Origin of the sequence: Pseudomonas sp. Irchel 3E19 (assembly GCF_900187585.1) — a bacterium.
Taxonomy (GTDB): Bacteria; Pseudomonadota; Gammaproteobacteria; order Pseudomonadales; family Pseudomonadaceae; genus Aquipseudomonas; species Aquipseudomonas baetica.
Map to the genome: position 1 here is coordinate 12,288 of NZ_FYDT01000065.1, position 15,984 is coordinate 28,271.

The 15,984-nt window shown below is 58.9% G+C and carries 14 protein-coding genes and 1 pseudogene; 10 read left to right on the plus strand and 5 right to left on the minus strand.

Annotation, left to right across the window (positions count from 1 at the left end; translation table 11 throughout):
* The first annotated feature begins 314 nt into the window (after window positions 1-314).
* On the plus strand, window positions 315-1,100 hold the full coding sequence (locus CKW18_RS26695; protein WP_095191518.1) for an outer membrane protein OmpK: 786 nt from the start codon (window positions 315-317) through the stop codon (window positions 1,098-1,100).
* 90 nt (window positions 1,101-1,190) lie between these two features.
* Here the strand turns inward: CKW18_RS26695 and CKW18_RS26700 are convergent, their stop codons facing one another.
* Together CKW18_RS26700 and CKW18_RS26705 are read right to left on the minus strand one after the other, a co-directional pair.
* A complete protein-coding gene (locus CKW18_RS26700) occupies window positions 1,191-2,363 on the minus strand; it encodes a patatin-like phospholipase family protein (protein ID WP_095191519.1) in 1,173 nt (390 codons plus the stop codon).
* Window positions 2,364-2,398: 35 nt separating this feature from the next.
* The gene (locus CKW18_RS26705; protein WP_095191520.1) at window positions 2,399-3,331 is read right to left on the minus strand and encodes a lipid A biosynthesis lauroyl acyltransferase; all 933 of its coding nucleotides are present in this window, start codon (window positions 3,329-3,331) and stop codon (window positions 2,399-2,401) included.
* 117 nt (window positions 3,332-3,448) lie between these two features.
* On the opposite strand from CKW18_RS26705, the gene minC reads away from it, so the two are divergent.
* From minC to CKW18_RS26740, 8 genes are all read left to right on the plus strand, one after another.
* A complete protein-coding gene (gene minC, locus CKW18_RS26710) occupies window positions 3,449-4,186 on the plus strand; it encodes a septum site-determining protein MinC (RefSeq protein WP_095191521.1) in 738 nt (245 codons plus the stop codon).
* Window positions 4,187-4,355: 169 nt separating this feature from the next.
* Window positions 4,356-5,168 carry a septum site-determining protein MinD gene (minD, locus tag CKW18_RS26715; protein WP_007913953.1) on the plus strand — a complete coding sequence of 271 codons (813 nt, stop codon included), beginning with the start codon at window positions 4,356-4,358 and terminating at the stop codon, window positions 5,166-5,168.
* Complete coding sequence (gene minE, locus CKW18_RS26720; protein WP_003223146.1) at window positions 5,168-5,422, plus strand: cell division topological specificity factor MinE; 255 nt, start codon at window positions 5,168-5,170, stop codon at window positions 5,420-5,422. The genes minD and minE overlap by 1 nt, the downstream gene beginning before the upstream one ends.
* Before the next feature lie 91 nt (window positions 5,423-5,513).
* Window positions 5,514-6,149 carry an RluA family pseudouridine synthase gene (locus CKW18_RS26725; protein WP_095191522.1) on the plus strand — a complete coding sequence of 212 codons (636 nt, stop codon included), beginning with the start codon at window positions 5,514-5,516 and terminating at the stop codon, window positions 6,147-6,149.
* A gap of 48 nt (window positions 6,150-6,197) precedes the next feature.
* Window positions 6,198-7,298, plus strand: a complete 1,101-nt coding sequence (locus tag CKW18_RS26730) for a hypothetical protein (RefSeq protein WP_095191523.1) — start codon at window positions 6,198-6,200, stop codon at window positions 7,296-7,298.
* Window positions 7,299-7,488: 190 nt separating this feature from the next.
* Entirely contained in the window at window positions 7,489-8,778 is a 1,290-nt protein-coding gene (locus CKW18_RS26735; protein ID WP_095191524.1) for a M18 family aminopeptidase, read from the plus strand.
* A gap of 203 nt (window positions 8,779-8,981) precedes the next feature.
* Window positions 8,982-9,158: a hypothetical protein gene (locus CKW18_RS30720; protein ID WP_170947330.1), complete on the plus strand. Its 177-nt coding sequence runs from the start codon at window positions 8,982-8,984 to the stop codon at window positions 9,156-9,158.
* A gap of 77 nt (window positions 9,159-9,235) precedes the next feature.
* On the plus strand, window positions 9,236-11,392 hold the full coding sequence (locus CKW18_RS26740) for a mechanosensitive ion channel family protein (RefSeq protein ID WP_095191525.1): 2,157 nt from the start codon (window positions 9,236-9,238) through the stop codon (window positions 11,390-11,392).
* Window positions 11,393-11,439: 47 nt separating this feature from the next.
* On the opposite strand, the gene CKW18_RS26745 is transcribed toward CKW18_RS26740, so the two are convergent.
* From CKW18_RS26745 to CKW18_RS30390, 3 genes and pseudogenes are all read right to left on the minus strand, one after another.
* Complete coding sequence (locus tag CKW18_RS26745; protein ID WP_256587112.1) at window positions 11,440-11,670, minus strand: bacteriocin immunity protein; 231 nt, start codon at window positions 11,668-11,670, stop codon at window positions 11,440-11,442.
* A gap of 19 nt (window positions 11,671-11,689) precedes the next feature.
* A pseudogene (locus tag CKW18_RS26750) lies at window positions 11,690-12,694 on the minus strand (S-type pyocin domain-containing protein).
* Window positions 12,695-12,993: 299 nt separating this feature from the next.
* A complete protein-coding gene (locus CKW18_RS30390; protein WP_141233163.1) occupies window positions 12,994-13,635 on the minus strand; it encodes a hypothetical protein in 642 nt (213 codons plus the stop codon).
* A 304-nt stretch (window positions 13,636-13,939) separates the two neighbouring features.
* Between CKW18_RS30390 and CKW18_RS26760 the strand changes: the two genes are divergently transcribed.
* A complete protein-coding gene (locus tag CKW18_RS26760) occupies window positions 13,940-15,274 on the plus strand; it encodes an amidohydrolase (RefSeq protein ID WP_095191529.1) in 1,335 nt (444 codons plus the stop codon).
* Window positions 15,275-15,984 lie beyond the last annotated feature (710 nt).

A 15,984-nucleotide genomic window follows, 5' to 3' on the forward strand; every position in this document is an offset into this window, starting at 1 on the left:
TCAGTATTCTCCGCGGCCTCTTGAATTCGGTCTAAAAAAAAGCCCGGATTTAATTCCTGACCGAAAAGCCAACTTATCCCGGCCCCGGTCAGTACCGAGGCATCCCGAAAACACGCTCAATCGACTGTTTTTTCAGCAGCCGAACGGGCGTTTTTTGGCTTTCTGAAAGCCTTGGCCCAGCTCTTGCTATATCGCTTGCCACAAGCAGCAAAGCTGACCGATCGGATGATTTTTGCAGCAACGAAAAAAGGCGCCACACCAGAGCGCCGATCTTAAAAAAATAAACGTGGAACACCTACTTTGGGAGCAACCGAATGAAACGTATGTGCACCAGCCTGATGCTCGCGGGATCGATGTTGGCCGGGGGACAAGCCATGGCCGATGGTCTGCTGCAATGGCAGAACAACAGCCTGACCTACCTCTACGGCAAGGACTTCCAGGTCAACCCGCGCATCCAGCAGACCGTCACCTTCGAGCACGCCGATGCGTGGACGTACGGGGATAACTTCTTCTTCTTCGACAAGATCTTCTACAACGGTGGCAAGGACTTCAGCAACGGCCCGAACACCTACTACGGCGAATTCAGCCCGCGCATTTCGCTGGGCAAGGTCCTCGACCAGAAGATCGAGTTCGGCCCGGTCAAAGACGTTCTGCTGGCGATGACTTACGAGTTCGGCGAGGGTGACACCGAGTCCTACCTGATCGGGCCGGGCTTCGACCTGGCCATCCCGGGCTTCGACTACTTCCAGCTGAACTTCTACCAGCGCCACACCGAAGGTCCTCGCGCGGGTGACAACGTCTGGCAAATCACGCCGGTCTGGTCCTACACCATCCCGGTCGGCAAATCGAACATCCTGATCGACGGTTACATGGACTGGGTCACCGACAACGACTCCAACTCCAAAGGCGATTACCACGCCAACCTGCACTTCAACCCACAGATCAAATACGACCTGGGCAAGGCGCTGAATTTCGGCGAGAAGCAGTTGTATGTCGGTGTTGAATACGACTACTGGAAAGACAAGTACGGGATCGACGACACCGGTGCGTTCAAGACCAATCAGAGCAACACGAGCTTCCTGGTGAAGTTCCACTTCTGATCTTAAAAGCTTCGCGAGCAGGCTCGCTCCCACATTCGACCGAGTTCCAATGTGGGAGCGAGCCTGCTCGCGAAGGCCTCACCGCAAATCTCAGACTGGAACCACCGACTCGGATAGTCCGAGAAACCGGCACAACTCCTCACGCTTGGCCAACGCATCTCGCCGCCCCAGATCGATCAATTCGCTGCAATACCCCGCCTCGAACAGCAGATAACTCAACACCCCCGCCCCACTCGTCTTGGTTGCCCCCGGCCCGCGCAAGAACAAGCGCAGCGCTGCCGGCAATTCCTGGCGATGCCGCGCCGCGATCTCATCGATCGGCTGACTCGGCGAAATCACCAGCACCTCCACCGGCGCCACACCCAACTCGCGAGTCGGCGTGCCTTCAGGCATCAGATGGCTGAACTGATTGAGACGCTGAAGCAGCTCGATATCGCTCTCCAGACTGTCAATGAACGTGCTGTTGAGCATGTGCCCGCCGATCTGCGCCAGCGTCGGCTGTTGCCCGGTGTAAGTGCGTTCCAGCGGCTGCTGCGGATCGAAACCGCGTGGGTTGCCGCTGACGCCCACTACCAGCACTCGACTGGCGCCAAGGTGCAATGCCGGGCTGATCGGTGCCGATTGCCGCACCGCACCGTCGCCGAAATATTCTTCACCGATTTTCACCGGGGCGAACAACAACGGGATCGCCGAACTGGCCAGTAGATGCTCCACTGACAATTGCGTCGGCACACCAATACGCCGATGCCGCAGCCACGCCTCGATGGTGCCGCCACCCTGATAGAACGTCACCGCCTGCCCCGACTCGTAGCCGAACGCGGTCACCGCCACCGCATGCAATTGCTTGCGTGCAATGGACTCGGCAATGCCGGGCATGTGCAGTTTTTCATTGAGCAGCTCGCGCAGCGGCGAACTGTTGAGCAGCGCCACCGGCAGTTGTCGACCGAGGCCGAGCAGGCTGTGGCTGACAAAGCGGCTGGCCTGGCGGATCACGCCAGGCCAGTCACTGCGCAACACGCGGTGGCTGCGAAAGCCTTGCCAGAACAAGGTCAGGCGTTCGATGGCGGCGCGAAAATCCGTGGCGCCACTGGCCAGGCTGACGGCGTTGATCGCCCCGGCCGAGGTGCCGACGATCACCGGAAATGGATTATCGGCGCCCTGCGGCAGCAATTCGGCAATCGCCGCCAACACCCCCACCTGATACGCCGCCCGAGCCCCGCCGCCGGAAAGAATCAAACCTGTGACCGGTTCAGCTGGGCTCATCGCAACACTCCATGGTGCTTAAAGGGATGGGTGAATCAACCGCGTTTGGCGTACAACTTCGGCTCGCCCGGTGGGCGGCTCTTGAAGCGCCGATGCGCCCACAGGTACTGCTCGGGGCAGGCCCGCAATGCGCTTTCAACCCACTGATTGATGCGGATGCAATCGGCCTCTTCGGTCTCGCCGGGGAAATCTTCCAGCGGCGCATGGATCGTCAGGCGATAACCGCTGCCGTCGGCCAGACGCTCCTGAGTGAACGGCACCACCAACGCTTTGCCCAAGCGAGCAAACTTGGTGGTCGCAGTCACCGTCGCGGCCTGAATGCCGAACAGCGGCACGAAAATGCTCTGCTTGGCGCCGTAGTCCTGATCCGGTGCATACCAGATCGCCCGGCCCGAACGCAGCAGCTTGAGCATGCCACGCACGTCATCGCGCTCCACGGCCAGCGAATCGAGGTTATGCCGCTCGCGACCGCGACGCTGAACGAAGTCGAACAACGGATTCTTGTGTTCGCGGTACATGCCGTCGATGGTGTGCTGCTGGCCGAGCAACGCCGCGCCGATTTCCAGCGTAGTGAAATGCGCGGCCATCAGGATCACGCCCTTGCCTTCGCGATGGGCTTTTTGCAAATGCTCAAGGCCTTCGACGTGGGCCAGCTTGGCCAGGCGTTCGCGGGACCACCACCAACTCATCGCCATTTCGAAAAAAGCGATGCCGGTGGAGGCAAAGTTTGCCTTGAGCAGGCGTTTGCGCTCGGCGGCGGATTTTTCCGGGAAGCACAGCTCAAGGTTGCGCTTGGCGATGCGCCGCCGGTCGCCGGCCACGCGATACATCAACGCGCCCAAAACTCGACCGATGGTCAGCAACGCCGGATACGGCAATTGCACAATCAGCCACAAAAGCCCCAGACCGCACCAGAGCGGCCAGAAGCGTGGAGCAAGAAATGCTTTTCGAAAACGCGGGCGATCCATTAAAGCTTCCGTAAATACAGTGGCCGCGCATTCTACATCGTTCGACCCGGCTTGCGGCTCGCGGGCGTTCTCGTTATAAGTCTCGGCACTTTTAGTGACAAGCCGTTGTATGCCGACATGAGCCAAACCGAACCGTTAGACCAAGATCCCGTATTTCAGCTCAAGGGCAGCATGCTGGCCATCACTGTGCTGGAACTGGCCCGTAACGACCTCGAAAGCCTCGATCGGCAATTGGCCGCCAAAGTCGCCCAGGCGCCGAACTTCTTCAGCAACGCGCCGCTGGTTCTGGCGCTGGACAAACTGCCGCCGAGCCAAGGCGCGGTCGATCTGCCGGGTCTGATGCGCGTGTGCCGCCAGCATGGCCTGCGCACCCTGGCGATTCGCGCCAGCCGTATCGAAGACATCGCTGCCGCCATCGCCATCGACATCCCCGTGTTGCCGCCGTCCGGCGCCCGTGAGCGGCCGCTGGAAATGCCTGAAGCCGAAGCCAAAAAGAAACCGGAAAAGCCGCCTGAGCCGACCGTCAAACCGACCCGTGTCATCACTACGCCAGTGCGTGGTGGCCAACAGATATATGCCCAGGGTGGCGATCTGGTCGTGGTGTCTTCAGTCAGCCCGGGGGCGGAACTTCTTGCCGATGGCAACATCCATGTATACGGCCCGATGCGCGGTCGGGCGCTGGCCGGGGTCAAGGGCGACACCAAGGCACGGATTTTCTGTCAGCAATTGAGCGCTGAACTGATCTCCATCGCAGGCCACTACAAGGTTTCCGAGGACTTGCGTCGCGATCCGATGTGGGGCTCGGGCGTACAGGTCAGCCTGTCAGGCGACGTGTTGAACATCATTCGGCTTTAACGGATACTGCCGCATTTTCCAAGCATCTCTAAAACGTAGCGAAAACGGCTCAAACGAAGTAGGAAAAAGGCCAAAAGCCGAATTCCAGCCAAGGCTGTCCGACTGCAGTAGTTTTCAAGAGATGTTTTTCAGGGGCTAAAAAGTCCTTCTTCCTTAGGGGTGAAACACCTTGGCCAAGATTCTCGTGGTTACATCCGGCAAGGGTGGTGTGGGTAAGACCACCACCAGCGCCGCTATCGGTACCGGCCTCGCTCTGCGCGGCCACAAAACAGTGATCGTCGACTTCGACGTGGGCTTGCGTAACCTTGACCTGATCATGGGTTGCGAGCGCCGCGTGGTGTATGACTTCGTCAACGTGGTCAACGGCGAAGCCAACCTGCAACAGGCGCTGATCAAAGACAAGCGCCTGGAAAACCTCTACGTACTGGCCGCCAGTCAGACCCGCGACAAAGACGCGCTGACTGTCGAAGGCGTGGAAAAAGTCCTGATGGAGCTCAAGGAACAATTCGAGTTCGTCGTCTGCGACTCCCCGGCCGGTATCGAGAAAGGTGCGCACCTGGCCATGTACTTCGCTGACGAAGCGATCGTCGTGACCAACCCGGAAGTGTCTTCCGTACGAGATTCGGACCGCATGCTCGGCCTGCTGGCCAGCAAATCGCGTCGTGCCGAACGTGGCGAAGACCCGATCAAGGAACACCTGCTGATCACCCGCTACCATCCAGAGCGTGTTGAAAAGGGCGAAATGCTTGGCGTTGAAGACGTCAAGGAAATCCTCTCGGTAACCCTGCTCGGCGTGATCCCGGAATCCCAGGCGGTGCTCAAGGCATCCAACCAAGGCGTGCCGGTGATTCTCGACGACCAGAGCGATGCCGGTCAGGCTTATAGCGATACCGTCGATCGCCTGTTGGGCAAAGAAAAAGCCCACCGTTTCCTCGATGTCGAGAAGAAGGGATTCTTCGAGCGCCTGTTTGGAGGTAGGTAATGAACCTTTTTGACTTCTTTCGTGCCAACAAAAAGCCAAGTACCGCCTCGGTAGCGAAAGAGCGTCTACAGATCATCGTGGCGCATGAGCGCGGTCAGCGCAGCACGCCGGATTACCTGCCGGCCTTGCAAAAGGAACTGGTGGATGTGATCCGCAAGTACGTCAACATCGGCAACGACGACGTACATGTTGCACTGGAAAGCCAAGGCAGTTGCTCGATTCTGGAACTCAACATCACCCTGCCCGATCGCTGAGTCGATCCGGCAGGAACGACGGCGGTTCAGGGCCATTCCCACTGTGGAATGGCCCTGAACCGCCGTTGGCATTTGTTACGAGGCTGTTTTAATGCCGTTGTCCAACATCCGCATCATCCATCAGGACGCCGCCGTGCTGGTGGTCGACAAACCGACCCTGCTGCTCTCGGTGCCCGGCCGCGCCGACGACAACAAGGACTGCCTGATTACCCGCCTGCAGGAAAACGGCTACCCGGAAGCGCGGATCGTTCACCGCCTGGACTGGGAAACATCCGGCATCATCTTGCTCGCCCGCGATCCCGATACGCATCGCGAACTGTCACGCCAGTTTCACGATCGTGAAACCGAAAAAGCCTACAGTGCCTTGTGCTGGGGCCAGCCGGAACTGGACAGCGGCAGTATTGATTTGCCACTGCGTTACGATCCGCCGACCAAGCCCCGCCACGTGGTCGACCATGAATTCGGCAAGCACGCGCTGACCTTCTGGCGTGTGATCGAGCGCTGTGGTGACTGGTGCCGCGTCGAACTGACGCCTATCACTGGCCGCTCGCACCAGTTGCGTGTGCACATGCTGTCCATTGGTCACCCGCTGCTGGGCGACGGGCTCTACGCCCATCCGCAAGCGCTGGCCGCGTGGCCGCGCCTGTGTCTGCATGCCAGCATGTTGAGCTTCACGCACCCACAATCGGGCGAACGCTTGCGTTTTGAATGCCCGGCCCCGTTCTAGGCACTGCCCTCACGGCAGTTCAGCAGTCAGAAAAGGAGCTTGTTTCGGATGAGTTGTATTGAATCCCTGGCAACACCCCTGAAAAAAACCCGCCATCAGTTGCTGTATCTGATTTATGGCAACCAGGACGTCTATCGTCGCGAAGCCAAGTTCAGCATCCTGACGGTGCTGTCACAGGCGCAAAACGGCGAGCGCCCGGCCATCAGGATTCTGACCGATCGCCCCGACGACTACGCCGGCTGGCCGGTAGACACCGTGCTGCTCGATGAAGCGACCCTCAATCGCTGGCAGGGCGTGCATGGTTACCATCATCGCCGCAAGGCCTGCGCCATCGCAGCCGGCATGCAACTGGCGGAAAAGACGCTGTTCGTCGACACCGACACGCTGTTCACCAGCCACCCGAACACGCTCTTCGCGTCCATCGAGGCAAATCGTTCGGTCATGGATCGCTTCGAATACGACTGGAAAGATGTGCACCGACGCGCGGACTACCAGAAGCTCGGGCGCGATCTGAGTGCGCAAGGCGTGACACCGGACAACGGCTTCAAACTGTACAACAGCGGCCTGTGTGGTGTGACCGACAGCGATTCGGCGTTGTTCGAGGAGTCGATCCGCCTGATCGACGACTGGACGATTGGCGGTTTCGAGATCCACACCATCGAGCAGATCGCCCTGTCGTACGCCATGCGCGGGCGCCAGATCGTCGAAGCACGCAAACACGTCTATCACTATTTCGCAGAAAAACGCTTCTTCCATGCGATGCAGGCGTACTTCTTCTCTCAGCACGGCGAAACCTTCAGTCAGCGTCTGGTCGATCTGTGCACCGATGTGCCGCGGGTCAAACCGTTTCCTTCGGCCTGGCAACGCCTGAAAATCAAATGGAAGCTGCGCAATCAGAGCGGGGCCTTGCGCAAGGTCGGTCGCGATCTGCTGTACGGTAGCGCCGCGCCGGAAGATCCGTACTACGACGTTTGCCGACACGAATGGTGGGAATGTGCCTCTCGCGAGATTCTGCGCTGGGACGAAGCGCGGCAGAAAAAACTGCTGAACCAGAGCCGCTGGCCAAAGCAGCTGCCGCGCCCGGACAAACCAGAAGACGAAAAAATCATCATGAATTACCTGAAAAAACGCGTGGAAGCGGCGCGCTGATCCTCCGTTGTTGACAGGATACCTGCGCCCCCTGCAGAAGCTGCGGCACGCTGCGATCTTCTACTTTTGATTCAAGAAAATCAGGATCAAAAGATCGCAGCGCGCCGCAGTTCCTGGAACGACCACATGTCATGCCCCACCCCCTGAGCCGATGCGTTAAACTCCCGCCCATTGCTGTCTGGAGCTTCTTATGCGCGAAGAGTTGAACCAAGGCCTGATCGACTTCCTCAAGGCCTCCCCCACCCCGTTCCACGCCACCGCCAGCCTTGTACAACGTCTGGAGGCCGCCGGTTACGTACGCCTCGACGAGCGTGAGCCGTGGACCACCGAGGCCAATGGCCGCTATTACGTTACCCGTAACGACTCCTCGATTGTCGCGATCAAAATGGGCCGCAACTCGCCGCTGCACGATGGCATCCGCCTCGTCGGTGCGCACACTGACAGCCCGTGCCTGCGGGTCAAGCCGCAACCGGAACTGCAACGTCAGGGCTTCTGGCAATTAGGCGTGGAAGTCTACGGTGGGGCGCTGCTGGCGCCGTGGTTCGACCGCGACTTGTCGCTGGCCGGCCGCGTGACCTTCCGCCGTGACGGCAAGGTCGAGAGTCAGTTGATCGATTTCAAGGCACCGATCGCGATCATTCCGAATCTGGCCATTCACCTTAACCGTGAAGCCAATCAGGGTTGGCCGATCAATGCCCAGACCGAACTGCCGCCGATTCTCGCGCAATTTGCCGGTGACGAACGCGTCGACTTCCGTGCCGTGCTCACCGATCAGTTGGCCCGCGAACACGGCCTCAACGCCGATGTGGTGCTCGATTACGAGTTGAGCTTCTACGACACCCAAAGCGCTGCGGTGATTGGCCTGAACGGCGACTTCATCGCCGGTGCGCGCCTCGACAACCTGCTGTCGTGCTACGCCGGCCTGCAAGCTTTGCTCACTGCCGAGACCGACGAGACCTGCGTTTTGGTTGCCAATGACCACGAAGAAGTCGGCTCCTGCTCGGCCTGCGGCGCTGATGGTCCGATGCTCGAACAGACCCTGCGTCGTCTGTTGCCCGAAGGTGACGAGTTCGTCCGCACCATTCAGAAATCCCTGCTGGTCTCGGCCGACAATGCCCACGGCGTACACCCCAACTACGCCGAGAAGCACGACGCCAACCACGGCCCGAAACTCAATGCCGGCCCGGTGATCAAGGTCAACAGCAACCAGCGCTACGCCACCAACAGCGAAACCGCCGGGTTCTTCCGTCACCTGTGCATGGCCGAAGAAGTGCCGGTGCAAAGCTTCGTGGTGCGCAGCGACATGGGCTGTGGCTCGACCATCGGCCCGATCACCGCCAGCCACTTGGGCGTGCGCACGGTCGACATCGGCCTGCCGACCTTCGCCATGCACTCGATCCGCGAACTGTGCGGCAGCCACGACCTGGCGCACCTGGTCAAAGTGCTCAGCGCGTTCTACGCCAGCCGCGAGCTGCCTTAAAAGCTTCGTCGGATCGCCGCCCGGAGCAAGCTCGCTCCCACAGTTTGAAATGCATGCCAATGTGGGAGCGAGCCTGCTCGCGAAAGCGTCAGTCCAGGCAGCACAAATTTCATTTTGAAACCCGCTCAATTCTGATACACATCAGAACTGCTCCGCCAAAACCGACCTAGACTTACATCATTCATTTCGACAAGGCAGTCACCATGATCTCGATGTCATCCTTCCACGCCATGCTCATTCCCATCCTGTGCGGAATGATCCTGCTGGCCATCGGCTTCAACTTCCGCGACAAGAACCTCGGTGTGTTCGCCATGTGGATCGGCATGCTGACGATCCTCGCCACCGTGGTCTACAAGATCCTCGCCAAACTCAACGAATAAATCCGCGCCCGGCTCGCATTGATTCCAGCGGCCTCGTACACTCCAGCGAATCCGCCCCTTGCGAGGTTGACCGCCTAGTGTTTGCTCGTTTTTTTGCTCTGCCCTGCCTGTTCCTCGTCTGCCTGATGACGCTATTGCCCGTGGCGCCCGCCCAGGCGGTCGGTCTGCCGGGCCTGCTCAACACCACCAAGACGCAGCCCGAAGCCCAGGAACCGCTGGGGCAATCGCTCGATGAAGTCATCAAGTCGCTGGAAAACGACAAGCAACGCGCGCAGTTGCTGACCGATCTGAAGAAACTGCGTGACGCCACGAAAAAAGCCCAGGCCTCTCCGGAAGAAGGCGTACTCGGACTGATCGGCGGCACCCTGGCCAATTTCGAAAAACAGTTTTCCGGCGCCGACAGCCCGGTCACTCGCTGGTCCAACGAATTCGATCTGGCCAAAGATGAACTGAAAGCGCTGATGCTCCCGGCCAGTGAATGGCTGCCAATCATCTTCGGCTTCGCCATGATCCTGATGGTCTGGAGCCTGCTTGCCGCCGCGCTGATCTGGGTCAGTCACCGGGTGCGCATGCGTTTCGGACTCACTGAAGAACTGCCGCAACATCCCAGGGCCGTCGACATGCTGCGCTTTGCATTGCGCAAGCTCGGGCCGTGGTTGATTGCGCTGGTGATCACCGTCTACATGAGCTATGCACTGCCGTCGTCGCTGGGCAAAAGCCTGGCCATGGTGCTGGCCTATGCCTTGGTGGTTGGCACCTGTTTCTCGGCGATCTGCGTGATTGCGTTTTCTTTGCTCGACGGCCCGCACCGCCATCGTGCGCTGTACATCCTGCGCCATCAGGCATTCCGGCCGTTGTGGCTGATCGGCAGCTTCGCCGCGTTCGGCGAAGCGCTGAACGACCCGCGCCTGATCGAGAGCCTCGGTGCGCATCTGGCGCACACCGCCGCGACCATTGCCAATGTTCTCGCCGCGCTGTCGACCGGGTTATTCATCCTGCGATTCCGCCGGCCGATCGCGCACCTGATCCGCAATCAGCCCCTGTCCCGACGCCTGACCCGCCGCGCCCTCAGCGACACCATCGAAATCCTCGGCACCTTCTGGTACGTGCCGGCGCTGGTGCTGGTCGGCATCTCGCTGTTCGCCACCTTCGTCTCCGCCGGCGACACCAGCACCGCGCTGCGTCAGTCGCTGATCTGCACGGTTTTGCTGGTGTTGTGCATGGTGATCAACGGACTCGTGCGCCGCCATTCGCTCAAGCCGCAACGCGGGCCGAAACGCCACGCGCTGTACTCCGAGCGTCTGAAAAACTTCTTTTACACCCTCGCGCATTTGCTGGTCTGGCTGGTCTTCATCGAACTCGGCCTGCGCGTGTGGGGCCAGTCGCTGATCGGTTTTGCCGAAGGCGAAGGCCATGACATCAGCGTCAAACTGTTCAGCCTGATTGGCACACTGGTTTTCTCCTGGCTGATCTGGATCCTCGCCGACACCGCCGTGCACCACGCCCTCACCCGCTCGCGCAAAGGCCTGGCCAACGCGCGGGCGCAGACGATGATGCCGCTGATCCGCAACGTGCTGTTCGTGGCGATTTTCATCATCGCGCTGATCGTCGCCCTGGCGAACATGGGCATGAACGTCACGCCCCTGCTGGCCGGTGCCGGCGTGATCGGTCTGGCCATCGGTTTCGGTGCGCAGTCGCTGGTGGCGGACTTGATCACCGGCCTGTTCATCATCATTGAAGACTCACTGGCCATCGATGACTGCGTGGATGTCGGCGGCCACCTCGGCACCGTCGAAGGCCTGACCATCCGCACCGTGCGCCTGCGCGACATCGACGGCATCGTCCACACCATCCCGTTCAGCGAAATCAAAAGCATCAAGAACTACTCAAGGGAATTCGGTTACGCGATCTTCCGCGTCGCGGTGCCGTACAACATGGAAATCGACGACGCGATCAAACTGATGCGCGACGTCGGCCAGAAGATGCGCACCGACCCGCTGCAACGCCGCAATATCTGGTCGCCGCTGGAGATTCAGGGCGTGGAAAGTTTCGAATCCGGCAGCGCGATCCTTCGCGCGCGCTTCAAGACGGCGCCGATCAAGCAGTGGGAGGTTTCCCGCGCGTTCAACCTGTCGCTCAAACGTCATCTGGATGAGGCAGGACTGGATCTGGCGACGCCGCGGATGAGTGTGCAGGTGATTACGCCTGGAGTGGAAATCAAAAAGGAAAGCTGAACAGAGATGGTCCCCTATTGGAAGATAAAACCAATAGGGGGCTTTTTTTAATTGTCTTTGAAACCGGGTTTACCGTTAGCGGAGAGCCATTTTTTCACCTCGATTACAACTTCCTCAGGACCATCCTTACCTTCTTCCGGGTAGTAGATCAAATCTGAGCCAGAAGGGTGCTCAACTAGCCGCTTAAACTCAAGAATGGCAGCAATTTTCTGTTTCTCTGTACGAAATCCCGAGTTATAGATTTTTCTGACAAATTCAAGAAAACTTTTTTCGCTCATTTCTTGTATCGATTTCACATCAAAGCCCTTTATGAATTTCAACATGCACCTTAGGGGTGACAATACTTATATTGTCAGCATTATATAAATCTCCACCCTCTGCCAATCCCAACTTATGATGCAGCTAGTACTTCACTCTTTCTCCCGCAAAATCACTATCTCTTACTATCGGAGCTTTACCTTTTTTCATTTCGTTTAAACTCGCCGCATTGAACAACTCAGCTAATCTTTCCTCGTTGAAAACAGCCTTCCACAATCGCTCTCTAAAAGCCCTGAAGCTTTTGAACTGCCTCCCTCTCAACTTCTCAGCGATCTCCGATGGAATCGCCGCGCCCTCGCCTTGCGCAGCCGCCTCCAGCCATCTACTCGGTACCGGCTCTCCATAGCCGCTGGCAACCCCCGGATCATTCCGGCGATCCCGGAACATGACGTACTGCGGTGGCAGTCCCGATTCCGGCGGGAAAACCAGAATGAAGTCGTCGAAGTGAATGTTGCCCGGGACAGGATAGGTATCGATCCGTCCTTCAATCGGGACGAGATTGCCGCCGAAGTATCGCGGTGGAGCTGATTCTTCGACGGGCAACTGCGTTGAACTGTCAGTCGGCGTTACTGAAGGCGTCCAGACCACGGTTGTTGGCGGAAGGTCAGTAAGCGTGGTGCCGTAGGTGTTTTCCCCGGGGTTATAACCGGCTGCAATCACCCGTACGCCGGAAGGGAGTCTTTTACCGCCGACCGGAACAACGAGCAGTTCCGCCAGATTGCCTGTCAATGGCCGGGGACTTAAACGTACGGGTAAATCCAGCAACGCCCTTTCGCTTGCCAACCTGTGCAGATCCGGTAAAGGCCCGGGAAGCAGGTCCGACAGCGGATGGCTGAGCAGAAAGCGTTCAGGCAACTCACCATTGCCCAGCGTCGGTGAGTAGATGAATGCACTCACACCCACCATCAGACCCGACGCCGTGCCTGCCGCGAGACCCGACAGGCCGGCAACCGCCGAGCGAATGACGGCAGCTAGGCCCGCCATCAGATTGTCCGCAATCGCAACCGCACCGCCGGATGTCGCAAATACCAGTTGGGCGTGGCTGACATTACCCTGAAGGCGTAAAAGGCTGCCATGACCGCGGCTACGTTGATGCTCCTCAAGCAGGCGGTTGGCCTGTTCGATGGCCTCCCGCCGATGCTGCTCCTCAGCAACCCTGCGTGCTTCGGCTTCAGCCTCAAGCGCCGCCTGTTCCTCGGCACGCTTGCGCTCCAGTGCCTCAGCCGCCAGGCGGGCCTGTTCTTCTTCAAGTCGCCTGAGTTCATTGGCGGCGGCCTGCCGCGTCAGTTCTTCCGCCAGCCGTCGAGCATGCTCTTGAGCGACGCGGCCTGTTCCTGTGCAACCTGCCTGGCGTGTTCCGCCGCCAACCGCGCCTGCTCTTGGGCGATCCGCTCGGCTTCCTGCGCTTGCACCACAGCAATCATGCCTTTGACCGTGGCCGACTGGCTGTTCAACAAGTTGATGCCTTCGACCAGCAATTTGGCATTGAACAAGGCGCTATAGGCCTGCCGAACGCTGACACTGCCGCCTCGCCGATTTACCTGTGGTAACCGGCCACCGTTAAAAAAAGTTTCAATTTGGGCATGACTGAAACGTTGAATGGCAACGTCTCTCGCCACGAAAAACGCATTGAATTTTCGTGTCGTCAGCGACTCCCTGAATCGCATCTCCCGCGCCAGCGCATCCAAAGGAGGCAAGACACTTTGATCACCTGCTGCCCTCACTTCTGCCAGTTCATGTTCAATGACCTGAGCAATATTCCTGGAAGTATCTTTATAGATACTTTCCATATCGAGTATTTCACCCAAAGGCGCAAAGTTGATGTTTGGTCCCGAGCCGTCTCCTGCACCTAAATAATGTAAATATTCATCTTGTTTATCCGGACGCACAACCGTCGACGGAAGCGTTATTCCATTACGCTGCATTTATAAATCCTCCATGGACAATAGTTTTGTCGTGCTGGCCGGTCGCCCTCAAACAGCCAATAACGTGACCGGCACCTAGAGAAATTTATGGAAATAAATGCTGCGTGGTGCGATATATAGTTATTGCTCGCGTTTTATATGTCACGCCGGACGGAACTGATAAAGCAGTAGGAAGTTTCTCTACTACTCTTTTTCTTCAGCAACTTTGGAAGGTAGCGCAGCGCTTCAATCACCCAAGAGCACTTACCTGCTGGGCGTTTGTCACAAGCAGGGAAGCCAAGAACAATAAACAAGGAGAAACCCGATGCAGCTGACACGCATTGCCCAGGCCGTTTTCATTACCCTGCTCGCTGGTCACGCCGGTGCTGCCACGATGGACAGCACCCGCGAACAAATCGCCGCACAAGCCAAACAGCTTGAACCGGAACTGCTGGAAACCCGCCGCGACATCCACGCCCACCCGGAACTGGGCAACACGGAAAAACGCACCGCCGAACTGGTCGCCAAACAACTGCAAGCCATGGGCCTTGAAGTGAAAACCGGCGTCGCCCGCACTGGCGTCGTCGCCGTGCTCAAAGGTGCCCTGCCCGGCCCGACCGTGGCCTTGCGCGCCGACATGGACGCACTGCCAGTCAAGGAAGTCGCCGACCTGCCATTCGCCTCGAAAGCCAAAGGCATCTACCTCGACAAAGAAGTCGACGTCATGCACGCCTGCGGCCACGACGCCCACACCGCGATCCTGCTCAGCACAGCGAAAATTCTCACCGGCATGCGCGACACCCTGCCCGGCACCGTAGTCTTCTACTTCCAGCCCGCCGAAGAAGGCCCAAGCGACTTCATCCCCGACGGCAAAAACATTTGGGGCGCGAAAATGATGGTCGAAGAAGGCGTGATGAAATCACCGAAACCCGATGCGGTCTTCGGCCTCCACGTCTGGGCCGGCGTCCCCGCCGGCCAGATCGCCTACCGCCCTGGCGCCACCCTCGCCAGCTCCGACGACCTGCGCATCAAAATCCTCGGCAAACAAACCCACGCCGGCCGCCCCTGGGACGGCATCGACCCGATCACCGTCGGCGCGCAAACCATCGTCGGCCTGCAAACCGTGGTCAGCCGCCGCACCGACATCTCGTCCTATCCGTCAGTGGTCAGCATCGGCACCATCAACGGCGGCACCCGCTACAACATCATTCCCGAATCCGTCGACATGACCGGCACCCTCCGCTCCTACGACTACGGCATCCGCCAGAAACTGCATGCGGACGTACGCCAGACCGTAGAGAAAATCGCTGAAAGTGGCGGTGCGAGAGCCGACGTCACCATCATCGAAAAATATGACCCAACAATTAACAACCCGGCACTGACCGAAAAAATGCTGCCGACTTTGAAATGGGCGGCCAAGGATGACGTGGTGAATGCACCGCTGGTGGGAGGCGCGGAAGACTTCTCGTTCTTTGCCAAGGAAGTGCCGGGGCTGTTTGTGTTTCTCGGCGTGACGCCAAGAGATCAGGACATGAGCAAAGCCGCGCCGAATCACAATCCGGGGTTCTTTGTGGATGAGTCGGCGTTGGTGGTCGGGGTGAGAACATTGGCGTCGTTGGCGACGGATTATTTGTATGCCAATGCCGGGGCAGCAAAATAGAAATGGAGTGACTGTGGGGGCGCCTTCGCGAGCAGGCTGTCTCCTACAGTTGGATTGGGTGCAGGCAGTTAGAGGTTGGGGGGCTGTCAGGCCGCCTTCGCTGGCAAGCCAGCTCCCACAGTTGGATTGGGTGCAGGCAGTTAGAGGTTGGGGGGGCTGTCAGGCCGCCTTCGCGAGCAGGCTCGCTCCCACAATGGGATCGAGTACACCCGCCAGAGACTGGTCGGCTACCAGGCCGCCTTCGCTGGCAAGCCAGCTCCCACAAGGAATTGAGTACCCCGCGCTCGCAGCGCATGCCGCCCCACTCAACACAATGAGCGCAAGCTCGAGTACCGCTTTTGATCTTGATCCACGGGCGACGTCGGAAGGCTGAGTGGAGGGATTGATCCGGGGGTGGGAGCGCAGCGACCGTTCGACGCAGTCGAACACATCGAGAGGAGGTGCAGCGAAGCAAACCGTAGGCGATGCCCCCCGGATCGATCCCGAAGCGAAGGAACCCCGAGCCCCAGCGAGCGGGCCGCACGCAGGAGCAAGCGTTTTTGGTTACTTTTTCGGCGTCTGGAAAAAGTGACCCGCCGTAAGGGCCATCCCTTTCAAGGTCTTTTAGTTTTGGCAGCCTTGATTACTCTGTCCGTTGAAACATGCGCATGCACCGCCGTGCCTTGGACCCATGTCTTGGGCTTAGGCACCTTGGGGCCACGGGGGCTTTT

Bases quoted from the DNA above. Each gene is read 5' to 3' on its own strand.
- CKW18_RS26695 (WP_095191518.1), top strand. From the start codon at position 315: ATGAAACGTATGTGCACCAGCCTGATGCTCGCGGGATCGATGTTGGCC.
- CKW18_RS26700 (WP_095191519.1), bottom strand. From the start codon at position 2,363: ATGAGCCCAGCTGAACCGGTCACAGGTTTGATTCTTTCCGGCGGCGGG.
- CKW18_RS26705 (WP_095191520.1), bottom strand. From the start codon at position 3,331: ATGGATCGCCCGCGTTTTCGAAAAGCATTTCTTGCTCCACGCTTCTGG.
- minC (WP_095191521.1), top strand. From the start codon at position 3,449: ATGAGCCAAACCGAACCGTTAGACCAAGATCCCGTATTTCAGCTCAAG.
- minE (WP_003223146.1), top strand. From the start codon at position 5,168: ATGAACCTTTTTGACTTCTTTCGTGCCAACAAAAAGCCAAGTACCGCC.
- CKW18_RS26725 (WP_095191522.1), top strand. From the start codon at position 5,514: ATGCCGTTGTCCAACATCCGCATCATCCATCAGGACGCCGCCGTGCTG.
- CKW18_RS26730 (WP_095191523.1), top strand. From the start codon at position 6,198: ATGAGTTGTATTGAATCCCTGGCAACACCCCTGAAAAAAACCCGCCAT.
- CKW18_RS26735 (WP_095191524.1), top strand. From the start codon at position 7,489: ATGCGCGAAGAGTTGAACCAAGGCCTGATCGACTTCCTCAAGGCCTCC.
- CKW18_RS30720 (WP_170947330.1), top strand. From the start codon at position 8,982: ATGATCTCGATGTCATCCTTCCACGCCATGCTCATTCCCATCCTGTGC.
- CKW18_RS26745 (WP_256587112.1), bottom strand. From the start codon at position 11,670: ATGAGCGAAAAAAGTTTTCTTGAATTTGTCAGAAAAATCTATAACTCG.
- CKW18_RS30390 (WP_141233163.1), bottom strand. From the start codon at position 13,635: ATGCAGCGTAATGGAATAACGCTTCCGTCGACGGTTGTGCGTCCGGAT.
- CKW18_RS26760 (WP_095191529.1), top strand. From the start codon at position 13,940: ATGCAGCTGACACGCATTGCCCAGGCCGTTTTCATTACCCTGCTCGCT.